Below are 14523 nucleotides of genomic sequence, written 5' to 3'. Positions count from 1 at the left end.
TGAGCTGCTCTGCCCGGGGATGTATTACTGGACCGGGCCTGATCGGGTGGCGTATCTGGTGGCCCCGGCGGGCACGTTCGTACTCCCCGGTGTCATCAGTACCCCGGGTCAGCCGGTCATCAAGACCCGCCGCGTCGCGATCGCCTCGATGAGAGCCAACGCCCGGGCCATGCCCACCCGCCGCCACCGCCAGGCGCGGCCAGCGGCAGTAGAGCCGCCTCCCGGCACCAGTCCTGGCACCGGTTCTGGCACCGGTTCTGGCACCGATCCAGGTCTTGATGCTGAGCCGCCCGTGAGCAACGCTGGCGTGCCCGCCAGCCCTGGCACGACGTCGAGGCCCATCGACACCGACAGTTCCAGTAGCACCGACCCACCACCCTTCTGACCACCCCGCCCCGAACCCCGCCGACACCCACCGTCGACAGGGATATCGGCATGCCGTGATCGTCACCCGGAGCCCACGCGGTGCAGACGGTCCGCCCGACGATGTCAGAATCGAGCGCGTGACCCTTCCTGAGCAGCACCCGCTCCACAGCCGTACGGCTGACGCGCCTCTTATCCGTGCCTACCGTGGCCAGCGCCTCGCGACCACACCGGTCTGGTTCCAACGGCAGGCCGGGCGCTCCCTGCCCGAGTACCGCGACCTGCGCACCGGCACTCGGATGTTGGATGCCTGCCTCGATCCCGACCTCGTCACCGAGATCACCCTGCAGCCCGTCCGCCGCCACAGCGTGGACGCAGCCATCTTCTTCAGCGACATCGTGGTGCCGCTGAAGGTCGCCGGCGTCGATGTGGACATCGTGCCCGGCAAGGGACCCGTGATCGAGCACCCGATCCGCACCGCCGCCGATGTCGCCGCCCTGCGGGAACGAACCCTCGACGACCTCACCCCGATCACCACCGCCGTGCAGCGACTGACCGCCGAGCTCGGGTCCACCCCGCTGATCGGGTTCGCCGGGGCCCCCTTCACCCTCGCGGCCTACCTCGTCGAGGGCGGCCCGTCCAAGGACCAGCTCGCCGCCCGCACGCTCATGCACGCCCAGCCCGAGGTCTGGGCGGACCTGATGACCTGGCTCGCCGACCTGACCGGGGAGTTCCTGCACGCCCAGGTGATGGCCGGTGCCTCGGCCGCGCAGCTCTTCGACTCCTGGGCCGGCGGCCTCTCCCTGGCCGACTACCAGGCCCACGTCGCCCCCTACTCCGCCCGCGCGCTCCGGAGGGTCCGGGGCCTGGACGTACCCACCGTCCACTTCGGCGTCGGAACCGGCCACCTGCTCGGCGCCATGCACGAGGTTGGCGTCGACGTCGTCGGCGTGGACTGGCGCACCCCGCTCGACCAGGCAGCCGCCGCGATCCCCGAGGTGCCGCTGCAGGGCAACATCGACCCCGCACTCCTCGCCGCACCGTGGGAGGCGCTCACCGCACACACCGCGGACGTGCTCGCCGCCGGTCGCGCCGCCCCCGCCCACGTGCTCAACCTCGGTCACGGCGTCCCGCCCACGACCGACCCGGATGTGCTCACCCGCCTCGTCGAGTGGGTCCACCAGCAATGACCAGTGCCGTCGATGTCGCCGTGATCGGCGGGGGAGTGGCCGGCCTGGTCTCTGCTCGCGCCGCCACCGCTGCCGGCGCCACGGTCACGCTGCTGGAAGCGGCCGACCACCTCGGCGGTCTCGTCGGCCACCATGACCTCGCGGGCCTCACCCTCGACTCCGGTGCCGAGAGCTTCGCCACCCGCGGCGGACATGTCGCCTCCCTCGCCGATGAGCTCGGGCTCGACGTGGTGACGCCCACACCCGTGCCCGCCCGCGTGCTCATCGACGGCACCCTCCACTCCTTGCCACGCGCCGGAGTCCTCGGCATCCCCACCGACCTCGACGCCCCAGGACTCGCCGAGGTGCTCGGTACCGACGGCCTGGCGCGCGCCCGCGAGGACCTCACCCTCCCCGTCACCCATGGCCGTGACACCGCCCGCGCCTCCCTCGCCGCCCTGGTCCGATCGCGTATGGGGGCAGCCGTACTGGACCGGCTCGTGCGGCCCATCGTGCGTGGTGTGCACTCCGTGGAGCCGGAGGAGTTGCGCGCGGAGGTACTGCTGCCCGGCATCGGTGACCGCCTGGCCACGCACGGATCCCTGGCCGGTGCCCTTGCCGACATCCGTGCCGCCTCCCCGGCAGGCAGCGCCGTCGCCGGCATCGACGGAGGCGTGCACCGCCTCACCGGAGCGCTCGCCAACGACCTCATCGCCCGCGGCGTGACCCTCATGACGGCGTCCCGCGCCCTGGCAGCACGTCGCACGCCGGGCGGATGGTCACTGACCGTCGCCACTCCCGACGGCGCAGCTCGCCACCTCCAGGCGGCCTCCCTCGTGCTGGCGGCCGCCCCCCACACGTGGCCTGAGTTGCCTGCTGACCTCACCCGGCTGGGCGCCGACTGGCCCCCGCCGCAGCAGATCGACCTGCTCACCCTCGTGCTGCGCGCCGATGCCCTCCCGCCGCACGAGTGGGCCGGCACGCTCGTCGCCGACCCCGGGCAGGGCGCCAAGGCACTCACCTATGCCAGCGCCAAATGGGAGTGGGTGCAGCGTGCGGCCGGGCCCGACCGCGCCGTCGTGCGTCTCTCCTACGGCACCGGCACGCGCGCCAGTGACGCAGCGGCACGGCGCGAACTTGCGCTAGGCGACGCTGCACGACTCACCGGTGCCGGCACCCCCTGGCCCGATCACGCACTCGAGGCAGTCGCCCACACCCGCCTGACCCCGCCCGCTCCCGTGCTGGGGTGGGAGACATCACAACGTGTCAGGCCACTGCGGGAGGCGAGCGACGCCGTCGGGAATCTACATCTGACAGGCGCGTGGATCTGCGGATCAGGCCTGGCCTCGGTGGTACCGCACGCGCAGGCGGCGGGAGCGGCCGCGGCCACCTGAGGTTCCCTCGCCGCTAACTGACACCTAGTCGCAAATCGTCACCACCGTGCCGGTTTACGCTGATCGGGTGGATGAGGCACAGACTGAGGCGCAACCGCACGGCTACACACTCTGGACCGTGCTCCGGCAGGACCCGCACCGCCGCACCGGGGAGGGCGCAGGGAACGAGGCCGTCACCGAACTCGAGAACGCCCTGACCGCCACCGACGGGGTGACCGTGCGCGGGCTGTACGACGTCTCCGGCTTCAAGGCCGACTCCGACGCGATGGTCTGGCTGCACGGCGACCGTGCCGAGGATCTGCAGGCGGCCTGGCGCACGCTGCGCCGCACCCGCGTGCTCGGAGCCCTGCTGCCCACCTTCAACCTCATGGGCATCCACCGCGAGGCGGAGTTCAACGCCCGGCACGTACCGGCCTTCCTGCGCGGCAAGGAGCCGAAGGAGTGGCTCACGATCTACCCGTTCGTGCGCTCCTACGAGTGGTACCTGCTGCCCGAGGACGAGCGGCGCGCCATGCTCGCCGACCACGGCCGCCGCGGCGCCGCCTTCCGCGGCGTGCTCGCCAACACCGTCGCTGCCTTCTCGCTCGGTGACTACGAGTGGGTTCTGGCGCTCGAAGCCGATGAGCTGACCGAGCTGGTGGACCTCATGCGCGACCTGCGCTACACCGAGGCCAGGATGCACGTGCGCGAGGAAGTGCCGTTCTACACCGGACGCCGGGTGAGCGCGGCCGAGCTGGTGGAGGTGCTCTCGTGAGCGGCCCAGGCACGGGGATCAAACCACCACCGGCCACCGATGCCTATCTCGCGCCGGGAGCGCTCGTGCCCGCGGCCACCCCGGCGGCCGCTCAAGGCCCCGAGTACGTGAGCGAGCCGGTCGGCTACGACGCCATCCTCCTCGCGGGGTTCGGGGGACCTGAGGGACAGGACGACGTCATCCCGTTCCTGCGTAATGTGACCGCCGGCCGCGGCATCCCGGACGAACGCCTGGAAGAGGTGGCCCACCACTACCGCCACTTCGGCGGCGTGAGTCCCATCAACGACCACAACCGCCAGCTCAAGGCCGCCCTCGCGGCTGAACTGACTGCCCGCGGAATCGAGGTGCCGGTCTACTGGGGCAACCGCAACTGGGACCCCTACCTGCCCGACGCTCTCCGCGAGGCGCACGCCGCCGGCCACCGCCGCCTGCTCGCCATCGCCACCAGCGCCTACTCCTCCTACTCCAGCTGCCGCCAGTACCGTGAGGACATCGCCGACGCGCTCGAGGCCACCGGCCTGGGCGGTGAGCTCGAGGTCGACAAGGTGCGCCAGTTCTTCGACCACCCCGGCTTCGTCACCCCGTTCTGCGATGCGGTCGCCAGCGGTCTCGCTCAGTTGCGCGAGCAGGGCGCCGGGAACGTCGAGGTGCTTTTTGCCACGCATTCCATCCCGACGGCGGATGCTCAGCGTTCCGGGCCCGCCCACCTTGGTCTCGGTGAGGGTGGGGCGTACGCGGCCCAGCACCAGGCCGTCGCCGAGGTCATCATGGAGGCGGTCGGCGCCCAGGACGTGCCGTGGCAGTTGGTCTACCAGTCCCGCTCCGGTCCGCCGAGCCAGCCGTGGCTCGAGCCCGACGTGAACGACGCGATTGCCGCGCTCCCGGGCAACGGGAGGGACGGTGTGGTGATCGTGCCGCTCGGTTTCCTCTCCGATCACATGGAAGTGCTCTGGGACCTCGACAACGAGGCGATGGAGACCGCCGGTGAGCATGGTCTGGCCGCGGTGCGTGTGGCCACTCCGGGCGTGCATCCGGCGTTCGTGGCCGGTCTGGTGGACCTGGTGGTCGAACGGTTGCAGGGCAGCCCGGTCGAGCAGCGGCCGGCGAAGACTGCGCTGGGCCCCTGGTATGACGTGTGCCGGCCCGGATGCTGCGAGAACGTGCGCCGTGGGTTCCGGCCCGCGGTGGCGGGGCTGGCGCCATGACACACGGGACGCTCAGGCTCGGCACCCGCGCCTCCGACCTGGCCCGCACCCAGGCCGGCACCGTGGCGGATGCACTGGTCGGCGTCGGGGTGAACTGTGAGCTGGTGCCGATGACCAGCGACGGCGATGTCACCCGTGCTTCCCTCGCCAGCCTCGGCGGCACCGGCGTGTTCGCCGCCCGGCTGCGCACGGCTCTGCTCGCCGAGGAGTGCGACCTGGTGGTGCACTCCTACAAGGATCTCCCGACCGCGCCGCACCCGGGTCTGGAGGTGGTGGCCAGCCCGGTGCGCGAGGACCACCGTGACGCTCTCTGCGCCCGCGACGGTCTCGCGTTGGCCGAGTTGCCGGCCGGGGCCCGGGTGGGCACCGGCTCACCACGCCGGGTGGCGCAGCTGCGTACCGTGCGCCCCGACCTGGAGGTCGTCGACATCCGCGGGAACGTGGGTACGCGACTCGCGTTCGTCACTTCGGGTGAGCTGGACGCGGTGGTGCTGGCCGCCGCTGGGCTGCACCGTCTCGGGCTGGACGAGGTGATCACCGAGACCCTCGACTGGCCTACTGCACCGGGGCAGGGGGTGCTGGCCGTCGAGATCCGATCGTCGCAAGATGCGCCGTTGCGGGAGGCGCTGGCGCAGATTCACGACGGCGGCACCTGGGCCTGCGCGCAGGCGGAACGTTCCGTCCTGGCCACCTTGGAGGCCGGCTGTGCGGCGCCCGTGGCCGCACATGCTTCGATCTCCGACGGCGTAGGTACCCCGGGCCCGCGCCTCACCGTCCGGGCCCTCGCCTACCGCCCGGGCGGGGGAGAGGTACTCGAGGCCTCAGCCGAGGTGGAACCCGCCGAGGCGGTCGCGGCCGGTGCCGACGTCGCGCGACGGCTGCTCGCCGATGGTGCGGCCGACTGGATTCATGACTGAGCCTGTGTCAGGAACGGTGCTGCTGCCCCGTGGCGGTGCCTGGGGTGACCGTGCCGCCGGCGCGGTTCGAGCACGCGGTGGGACACCCTGGGTGGTGCCGCTGCTGCACACCACACCGGTGAACAGTCCCGAGGTCGAGGCCGCCCGTTCGGTATTGGCCGCCGGTGAGGTGGACTGGCTCGTGGTGACGTCCGCCGCCACCGTGGACCTCGTGCGGGACTGGCGCATCCGGGCCAAGGTCGCGGCCGTGGGCCCCGCCACGGCGAGCACGCTGCGGGAGGCGGGGATCGCCGTCGACCTCGTGCCCGAGCACACCTACTCGGCCACCGGACTGCTGCAGGTGTGGCCCTCGGGCGGTGGAAGGGTGCTGCTCCTGCGCTCGGACCTGGCCCGTGCCACCCTCGCCGACGGTCTGGCGGGGCGAGGGTGCGAGGTGAGGGACGTCGTCGGCTATCGGACCACAGCGGCCCCGGTGAGCGCGGGCGATGCGGCGGCTGTGCAGTCGGGGCGCGCCGATGCCGTGCTGGTCACGAGCGGGTCCGTGGCGCGGGCGCTCGCGGCGCTGAACCCCCCGGCGAGTACGGTGGTCGTGAGCATCGGGCCGGTGACCACCGGTGAGGCCCGTGAGGCCGGACTGACGGTGACGGCCGAGGCCGGCGAACGCACGCTGGCCGCGATGCTGGACGCCCTGGCCGCAGCACAGGAGGAGAAGTCATGAGAACCCGCCCCCGCCGGCTGCGCCAGAGCCCGGCGATGCGCCGCTTGGTGCGCCAGACCCGGCTGCACGCCAGCGAGCTGGTGCTGCCCATGTTCGTCCGCGAGGGCGATGATCCACGGCCGATCGACTCGATGCCCGGTGTAGCCCAGCACTCGATGGACTCCTTCCGCGGCGCCCTCGTGGAGGCCGCAGGCGCCGGAGTCGGTGGCGTGATGCTGTTCGGGGTGCCCGCCGAGCGGGACGCGGTGGGCAGTGGCGCGACCGACCCGGCCGGCATCCTCAACGCCGCCGCCGAGGTGGCCGTGGCCGAGGTCGGTGACGCGCTGGTGGTGCAGACCGACCTGTGCCTGGACGAGTTCACCGACCACGGGCACTGCGGTGTGCTGGATGAGCAGGGCCGGGTGGACAACGACGCCACGCTCGCCCGGTACGCCGAGATGGCACTCGCCCAGGCACGGGCCGGATCGGCGCTGCTGGGCCTGAGCGGGATGATGGACGGCCAGGTCGCCCACGTGCGGGACGCCCTCGACGGCGAGGGGTTCACCGACGTGGCGCTGCTCGGCTATGCCGCCAAGTACGCCTCCGCCTACTACGGACCGTTCCGTGAGGCCGTCGATTCCCAGCTCACCGGCGACCGGCGCACGTATCAGCTCGACGCCGGGAATCGCCGCGAAGGCCTGCGCGAGGCCGAGCTCGACATCGCCGAAGGTGCGGACGTCGTGATGGTCAAGCCCGCCTCGTCCTATCTGGACGTGCTCGCTGACGTCACTGCCGTCAGTGAGGTGCCCGTGTGGGCCTATCAGGTCTCCGGGGAGTACGCGATGGTGGAGGCCGCTGCCGCGCAGGGCTGGCTCGACCGGGATGCCGTGATCGCCGAGAGCGTGCTGGCGATCCGGCGTGCCGGAGCCGAGGCGTTGCTGACCTACTGGGCGATCGAGCTCGCCCAGCGACTGCGCAACGAGGAACTGTGAAGACCAGGAGGACCTGTGATGACGTCCGTGTTTGACCGTGCCGCCGGTGTGATCCCCGGTGGCGTGAACTCACCGGTGCGGGCGTTCGCGAGCGTCGGCGGTGACCCGGTCTTCCTCGACCGCGCCGCAGGGCCGTACGTCTACTCCGGCGAGACCGAGTACGTCGACCTCGTCGGATCCTGGGGGCCGGCGATCCTCGGGCACGCCCACCCGCAGGTGGTGGCCGCCGTGCAGGAGGCTGCCGCACGCGGGTTGTCGTTCGGGGCACCGACCCTCGCCGAGGTCGAGCTGGCCGAGACCATCCGCGACCGGGTGCCGGTCGCGGAACTGGTCAGGTTGGTTTCTACAGGTACCGAGGCGACGATGACGGCGTTGCGTCTGGCGCGTGGGGTGACCGGCCGGGACCTGATCATCAAGTTCGCCGGGCACTACCACGGGCACTCCGACGGTCTGCTCGCCGACGCAGGCTCCGGCGTCGCGACGCTCTCCCTGCCCGGCTCGGCCGGGGTGCCGGCCGCGTTCGCCGCGCAGACCATCGTGCTGCCCTACAACGACCTCGACGCTGTGCGTGCCGCATTCGATGCCCACCCGGGGCAGATCGCGGCCGTGATCACCGAGGCCGCCGCCGCGAACATGGGAGTGGTGGCACCCGAGCCGGGGTTCAACGCCGCGGTGGCGGAGCTTGCACGCGCAGACGGTGCGCTGTTCATCGCCGATGAGGTGCTCACCGGGTTCCGGGCTGGATCTTCCGGCTGGTGGGGCGTCGAGGGCGACTGGACGCCGGACCTGCTCGCCTTCGGCAAGGTCATCGGCGGCGGGATGCCGGTCGCTGCCCTGGCCGGACGGGCCGAGGTGATGCGGGCGCTGGCCCCCACCGGCCCCGTGTATCAGGCGGGGACTCTCTCCGGGAACCCGGTGGCCGTGGCCGCCGGGCTCGCCACACTGCGGCTCGCCGATGCGGCCGTCTACGCGAGGGTGCAGCACGTGGCTGATGTGGTGTCGGCAGCCGTGGAGCAGGCGCTCGCGGCCGAAGGCGTTCCGGTGGCCGTGCAACGAGCCGGGACGCTGTTCTCGTTCGCGTTCGGCTCCTCCGCCGACTGTGGCTGGCAGGGGGAGAACCCGCGCGACTACGCCGAGGTGCAGGCGTCCCAGTCCTGGCGCTATCCGCCGTTCTTCCGCGCGATGCTCGAGGCCGGGGTGAGCCTTCCGCCGTCGGCCTTCGAGGCGTGGTTCGTCTCGGCCGCGCATGACGACGTGGCGGTGCAGCGTATCCTCGACGCGCTCCCGGCCGCGGCCACAGCAGCGGCGGAGGCTCAGCCGCCGGCCTGAGAATCGCGGGCTGCTACCGGGCGTCCTCCGCCCGCGCCCGACCCCAGGCGGCGCCGAGGGCGAAGTGACTGGAGACGCCGAAGTACGCCATGGCATCGGCCACCCGGCGGCGAGCGGTCCGCTGCGCCATCCCCAACCGCGCGGCCGCCGCCTCCATCGTCATTCCCTGGTTCATCAGTACGAGCATCGGATCCCAGGATCGTTGCTCTCGTGAGAGGGGAGTGGCGGCGTGCCAGGTTGTCGCGAAGAGCGCCGCCACACTCTCGGCGACAGGAGCCGAGCGGACCGTCACCACCCGTGACGGCCAGGGCTCACCCCACGCCGCCGGCAAGCCCGCCACGGCGTTGTCGGACACCCAGAACATGCTGGGCGGATCCGGGTGGGAGCGGACCTCGGCGCCCTGTTCGAGCATCCGCTCGAGCGCGGGGCGTATCCGCTTGTCGTTCGCGTCTGCCCGGCTCACCACCAGCCGGACGCCCAGGTCGGTCATGGCGGTGCTGGTCCAGTCCGCGACGGGACGCTCGGTGGGGCGCTGTGCCAGGACACGGGCGACATCCGGCAGACACAGATCACACCGGGTGGGCGTGTCTCGTGTGAAGTGGAGGAGCCACGCCTCTGCCGCCGCATCCGGGCCGCGGGTGACGTCAGCGGCGATCGTGCGCTCATCGGCACCGCCGGCCTCCCACGCCTGCATGAGCTGCGGGAGCGTGCCGAGGGCCGCATTCAGTCCCGCAGTGGTCTGCTGGAGCGCCCTGATCATCGTCTGCAGGTCCTGGCCGACCTCCTGGCTGACCGGCACTTCGGGCCGACGGTAGGTCACCGACCCGTCGGTGAGATCGAGGAAACCCCGTCGCCGGAGCGCATCCAGACCCGCCGAGACGTCCTCCAGCTTCTGCCCGGTCACCTCAGCCAGGTGCGCGGCGTCAGGGGCTCGGATCGACAACGCCGCTGCCAACAGGCGGGTCAGTTCCTCAGAGAGCGCCATCTGGCCCCCCATCGTTGAACGCTGGTCGCCGGCCCATGTGTGGCCACTGTAGGCCATCGGCCGATCGCGTCCATGAAGTGGCCGGTACCGTCGTGCGGAGTGGTCCGGACCTCGGGGGAGGCGCTGATGGAACGATGGGCGCAGGTGTGCCGTGTGGCCCTGCTCGCCATCGCCTGCCTGGTGCTGGGAACCACGTTGGCTGTCTCGTCCGCCGTCCCCGCGCAGGCCCAGACACCGGACGAGCCGTCGCTGACAGCGGATGTTCCTGACTATGCGGTCCAAGGGCCGTGGGGCGACTACTTCGTGCTGCCCTCGGACCCGGGCTCACGCCCCACGTACTCATTCACCGGTGATGCCAGCGCGGTGCAGGAGTTCTTCGTCCGCGTCTCGGGCATCGCGCTCGATGGGAGCACGGTGACGATCTGCGAGTCCTGGACGTACGAGCCGGACCAGGACCGCTGGACGTGCCGGTACGACGCCCGGGATCAGGGACCGATGCCGACGTTGTACGGGCTGATGGCCGAGATGGTCGTCCCGGGCGCGAGTGACAGCGAGGCGATGGCGTCGCTCGGCATCCTGCGCACGCTGGGCTCACCCGAGGTCGACTCCCGCAACGTCGACTCCGACGGTGAGCGGGTCGCACTCGGCGGCACACGATTCGAGGGGATGGGGGTCGAGGTCTACGACGACCAGTTGGTGTCCGCAACGGTTCCGGACGGTGCCGAGCCGGTCTGCACCGACCTCGCCTGGTCGCAGCCACAGTGGTCGTGCGACGTCGACACCAGCAGTCTCGATGCCGGTGCCCACGTCTACAGCGTCCGGCACGTCCCGATCGACGGCGACCCGGCAGGGACCGAGTACCCGATCGCCTCGGGATTCAGGTGGATCTTCGTCGAGCAACCGGAACCGGAGCCTGAGCCTGAGCCCACTCCTGATCCAGAGCCGACGGCGGACCCTTCGCCCGATCCCAGTCCCTCACCCGATCCCAGTCCCGGCCCACAGCCCTCGCCCTCCCCACAGCCCAGTGCCTCACCGGCGCCCTCGCCTCCACCATCGCCTGCGGGCCCCGTGGCGCCGCCTGTGGCCGTGCCGGAGTCACCGCCAGTGCCCGCGCCCACCCTGACGCCCACGCCCACGCCGACTGCCGACGCCGTCCCGGACCCACAGCCGTCGCAAGATCCCGGTGACGACGAGTCAGCTCCGCCGCCGCCCGATAGTGGCGGTGCGGCGGGGATGGCTGCGGGGCAGACGACCGCCACCGGACCTCCTGGTGCCGGCCCGCCTCCGCCGTCCACCTACGGTCACACGTTGACCACCGCGTCGGAGGTTGTGACTGAGCCAGTCGTCCTCGGTGGGGCGGCCCTGACCGCCGCCGGGTTCCTCCTGCTGGTGGCCCTGCCCTCGGAGCTCCTGCACGCGACTCTCCGCAGCAACTACACCCAGGCGTTCGCGTTCCTGGCGGGCCTGCGTCGCCGAGGAGCTCGGTGGCTCGACCGGGTCAGGCTCCCCGCGTGGGCCGCGGCGGGTGCCGTGCTCGCTGCGGGCGCGCTGGTGGCTGTCCTCGCGAAGGGAGACTCTGGTGGTGCGGGAGTCATGGCCCGGCTCTGGCTGGCCATGTTCCTCGCCTTTGCCACGACGAACGGCCTCGGCGTCGCGCTCGGCTGGTGGCTCGGCACGCGGTACGAGGCGCACCCGCGGCTCACTCTGATGCCCGGCTTCATTCTGCTGACTGCCGCAAGCGCACTGGTCTCACGCCTGTTCGGCCTCCAGCCGGCGATCATCTTCGGCGTACTGATCATGACGACATTCGCCGGTTCGCTGACCAGGCAGCAGCGCGGCAAGCTGTCCGCTGCCGTCTGTGGCGCCTTCATCGCCGTCGGTGTGCTGGCCTGGCTCGGGTACGGCATGATCGCCTCAGCATCCACAGGGTTCGGGACCGAGTTGCTGCGCGAGTACCTGACCACCCTGCTCACCGGGGCGGTCGGCTATTGCGTGGTGGCGCTCCTGCCCATGACCTTCCTTGACGGGCAGCGGATCGTGCGATGGTCCCGTCGGGTGTGGGTGGGCCTGTACGCGGCGGTCATCGTCGTGTTCCTCCTCGCGGTGGCGCCGCTGCCGGGCTCGTGGCAGGAGGCGACCGGTGCAGCGCTGGTGTGGGGCGCGGCATTCGGTGCCTTCGGGTTGGCCTCGGTGGCGGTTTGGGCGTGGTTCCGGTATCGAGGTCAGAGCTCGTCCACCAGGTCGAAGTCGACGCCATTGGCGCGTGCAAGGTAGAGGCGTTGGCTCGCGTGATTACCGGTGAACTGCACCGGCCCACGTGGGCCCTCGTACACCAGCCCGTCCACCGAACGGTCGGTGGCGTGTACGGACGCGCTCCCGGCTCGCTGCACGAGCGACCGGAGGGCGAAGACCCCCTCATAGCACGCCTCCGCGGCGGCACCGACGGCGGGAGCATGGGTGCCGTGATGGGCGGTGTAGCGCCCGATGAGATCGAGGGCCTCTCCGGTGGCCAGGCTGCGGAACCAGCCACCGGCTGAAAACAGGTCGGCGGTGCCGGCCAGGCCACTGCCGAGCAACATATTCTCCTCCATCAACGTGCTCAGCCGGATCGCCCGCTCGTGCAGCCCCCGCCGGGCGAAGGCGCGATTGAAGCGGACCCCGTTCTGGCCGACCATCAGCATCAGCACACCGTCGGCGCGGGTGGACTCGATCGCGTCGAGTACCCGCGTGATCTCGGCGGCGCCTGCCCCGTCGGCGGGGAGGAACCGGGCGCCGGCGAACTCCGCGTCCAGGTCGGCGATCTGCTGGGACAGCACCTGGAACGTCCCCCGGGGCCAGGCGTAGTCGTCTCCGACGACGAACCACCGGCGGGTGGAGCGCTCGGACCGGAGCTGCCGGATCGCCGGGAAGAGTTGAGCAGAGGGCACCTCGCCCGTCACGTACAGTCCCGAGCGGTTCTCGGAACCCTCGTAGGCGGCGGGATAGACGTAGGGTACCCGCCGCTGGACCACCGGAACGACGGCGTTGCGCACCGCCGAGGTGTGCCAGCCCGTGAGGGCGTCGAGCCGCCCGGCGTCGAGGGCCTGACCGAGATGCTGGCGCAGGACGGCAGGTGGCAGACCCGCGTCGAAGAGTTCGACTCGGGTCCGTCTGCCCAGGATCCCCCCGGTCGCGTTGATCTCGGCGATGGCGAGCTCGGTCACCGACTGGCAGGAGGGCCCGTAGATCCCTCCCGGTCCCTGGAAGTGCAACAGGGCACCGATCACGAAGTCCGACATCACTCCCCATCCGTGGTGGGGACCGGCTCAGCCGGCCTGCGGTGGCGACGATCGTACTTGTAGACTGTCGGCAGCGAGAGTAAGGGGTCATGATGCGGACGGCGGGCCAGTCGGCAACCACCGATGTCGAGTCGGCGATGGCTGCTGCCGTGCTGCGCGAATCGGTACTCGGCGCTCGCCGAGCCGCGCGCGGAGCGGCGGAGGCCCTGCGCGGCGAGGGATTCACCCTGGACGAGTGGCTCGTGCTGGACAGCCTCGAAGACGGCGACGGCCTGACGATGAGCGAGCTGCGGGAGATCACCGTCATCGACAAGGCCACCCTCGGTCGCCGGGTCGATGCACTGGTGACCCAGGCGCTGATCTACCGCGAGGTCGACGGGCTCGACCGGCGCGTCATCCGTGTCTACATCTCCTCCCGCGGCCGAGACCTGCTCTCACGCCTGACGGTGCTGCTGGCGCAGCACGAGCATCCCGACGCCCCAGGCGACTAGCAGCACGACTGTCAGTACGATCCCGTACGGATCGAGGTTGGCTGACGCCCCGGGAATGCCGGCGAAGGCCGGCGCGCGCTCAGCGACCACCTGGACGAGTGTGATGATGGCGATTCCGAGGGCCGTCAGCGCTGAGACCGCAGTGACGAGCACGTCATAGCGGACCTGCCACCTGTCGCCGCCGGTCGCTGCGGGCGTCCACCGGTACACCCGCCGTGCCACCGCTCCCTGAGCGGAGTCCAGCGCGGACATGCCGGCCGCGAACAGGAGTGCCAGTGGAACTGCGGCCAACCATGACTCGTGGTTCAGCGAGGCGGTCGCCGAGATCGCAAGCAGGCCGATCGAGGTCGCCGTGTCGAACCCGAGCCCGAACAGCACCCCGACGCCGTACATCCGGCCCGGCCGGTCCGTGGCCCACTCGAACCGCCGCAGCAACCACGTCACCGGTCCACCGGCGCGATGGTGGACCAGGGGAGACGCCGGGTCAGAACCGCGTAGCGCGCGCCGGAGCAACACCAGGTTGATGGCAGCGATCACCAACAGGAAGCTGCTGGCCACCAGCGGCCCCCAGACCCCGGTCACCTCGCGTAGCACCGAGGAGTCATCGTCGAGCATCGGTGCCAGTGTGCGCACCCCGAGTGCGAGCAGCAGCGCAGCGACGATGACCACGGTCGAGTGACCGAGTGAGAACCACAGCCCGACCCCGCGGGAGTCTGCACCGGTGCGCACCAATCGTCTGGTGGTGTTGTCGATCGTGGCGATGTGGTCGGGGTCGAACGCGTGCCTCAGGCCGAGACCGTAGGCGGCCAGCCCGAGGCCGGTGAGCACCGCGACGGAACCGCCGTGGAAGGCCGGCGCGAGGGCCAGCCCACCGATGCCGAGCACATGCAGTGCCACCACGATCGGGACCGCGCGCGCGGGTCGGGTGGCTCGGGTCGTGACAGACATG

13 protein-coding genes and 1 pseudogene are annotated in these 14523 nt (G+C 71.3%); 11 read left to right on the top strand and 3 right to left on the bottom strand.

Annotation, left to right across the window (positions count from 1 at the left end; all coding sequences use genetic code 11):
- The 9 genes and pseudogenes from FV560_RS20435 to FV560_RS18585 form a co-directional block, all read left to right on the top strand.
- Window positions 1–385 (top strand): annotated as a pseudogene (locus tag FV560_RS20435) (hypothetical protein); the annotation flags it as partial.
- 118 nt (window positions 386–503) lie between these two features.
- A complete protein-coding gene (hemE, locus tag FV560_RS18620) occupies window positions 504–1553 on the top strand; it encodes a uroporphyrinogen decarboxylase (RefSeq protein WP_159623219.1) in 1050 nt (349 codons plus the stop codon).
- Window positions 1550–2926 (top strand): protoporphyrinogen/coproporphyrinogen oxidase, encoded by a 1377-nt coding sequence (locus FV560_RS18615; protein ID WP_159623217.1) that lies wholly within the window; start codon window positions 1550–1552, stop codon window positions 2924–2926. Before hemE ends, FV560_RS18615 begins: the two co-directional genes overlap by 4 nt.
- A gap of 67 nt (window positions 2927–2993) precedes the next feature.
- Window positions 2994–3680, top strand: coding sequence for a hydrogen peroxide-dependent heme synthase (gene hemQ / locus FV560_RS18610; protein ID WP_159623215.1), 687 nt, complete (start codon window positions 2994–2996; stop codon window positions 3678–3680).
- A gap of 17 nt (window positions 3681–3697) precedes the next feature.
- Window positions 3698–4885 carry a ferrochelatase gene (locus tag FV560_RS18605; RefSeq protein WP_235020223.1) on the top strand — a complete coding sequence of 396 codons (1188 nt, stop codon included), beginning with the start codon at window positions 3698–3700 and terminating at the stop codon, window positions 4883–4885.
- Window positions 4882–5802 carry a hydroxymethylbilane synthase gene (gene hemC / locus FV560_RS18600; protein ID WP_159623211.1) on the top strand — a complete coding sequence of 307 codons (921 nt, stop codon included), beginning with the start codon at window positions 4882–4884 and terminating at the stop codon, window positions 5800–5802. The genes FV560_RS18605 and hemC overlap by 4 nt, the downstream gene beginning before the upstream one ends.
- A complete protein-coding gene (locus FV560_RS18595) occupies window positions 5795–6520 on the top strand; it encodes a uroporphyrinogen-III synthase (protein ID WP_159623209.1) in 726 nt (241 codons plus the stop codon). The genes hemC and FV560_RS18595 overlap by 8 nt, the downstream gene beginning before the upstream one ends.
- Entirely contained in the window at window positions 6517–7491 is a 975-nt protein-coding gene (gene hemB, locus FV560_RS18590) for a porphobilinogen synthase (protein WP_159623207.1), read from the top strand. Before FV560_RS18595 ends, hemB begins: the two co-directional genes overlap by 4 nt.
- A gap of 18 nt (window positions 7492–7509) precedes the next feature.
- A complete protein-coding gene (locus FV560_RS18585; RefSeq protein ID WP_159623205.1) occupies window positions 7510–8820 on the top strand; it encodes a glutamate-1-semialdehyde 2,1-aminomutase in 1311 nt (436 codons plus the stop codon).
- Window positions 8821–8833: 13 nt separating this feature from the next.
- On the opposite strand, the gene FV560_RS18580 is transcribed toward FV560_RS18585, so the two are convergent.
- The gene (locus tag FV560_RS18580) at window positions 8834–9805 is read right to left on the bottom strand and encodes a hypothetical protein (RefSeq protein WP_159623203.1); all 972 of its coding nucleotides are present in this window, start codon (window positions 9803–9805) and stop codon (window positions 8834–8836) included.
- Between the two features lie 126 nt (window positions 9806–9931).
- Between FV560_RS18580 and FV560_RS18575 the strand changes: the two genes are divergently transcribed.
- Window positions 9932–12079, top strand: a complete 2148-nt coding sequence (locus tag FV560_RS18575) for a hypothetical protein (protein WP_159623201.1) — start codon at window positions 9932–9934, stop codon at window positions 12077–12079.
- Here the strand turns inward: FV560_RS18575 and FV560_RS18570 are convergent.
- Window positions 12028–13083: a substrate-binding domain-containing protein gene (locus FV560_RS18570; RefSeq protein ID WP_159623199.1), complete on the bottom strand. Its 1056-nt coding sequence runs from the start codon at window positions 13081–13083 to the stop codon at window positions 12028–12030. The genes FV560_RS18575 and FV560_RS18570 overlap by 52 nt on opposite strands.
- Before the next feature lie 89 nt (window positions 13084–13172).
- Here FV560_RS18570 and FV560_RS18565 point away from each other — a divergent pair, with 89 nt between their 5' ends.
- Complete coding sequence (locus tag FV560_RS18565; protein WP_159623197.1) at window positions 13173–13574, top strand: MarR family winged helix-turn-helix transcriptional regulator; 402 nt, start codon at window positions 13173–13175, stop codon at window positions 13572–13574.
- Here the strand turns inward: FV560_RS18565 and FV560_RS18560 are convergent.
- Entirely contained in the window at window positions 13518–14522 is a 1005-nt protein-coding gene (locus tag FV560_RS18560; RefSeq protein ID WP_159623195.1) for a HoxN/HupN/NixA family nickel/cobalt transporter, read from the bottom strand. The genes FV560_RS18565 and FV560_RS18560 overlap by 57 nt on opposite strands.
- Between the last annotated feature and the right edge of the window lies 1 nt (window position 14523).

The sequence above is a fragment of the Ruania rhizosphaerae genome (genome assembly GCF_009805705.1).
GTDB lineage: Bacteria > Actinomycetota > Actinomycetes > Actinomycetales > Beutenbergiaceae > Ruania > Ruania rhizosphaerae.
The sequence above is the reverse complement of the archived record's forward strand: the minus strand, read 5'-3'. Positions and strand labels throughout refer to the sequence as shown.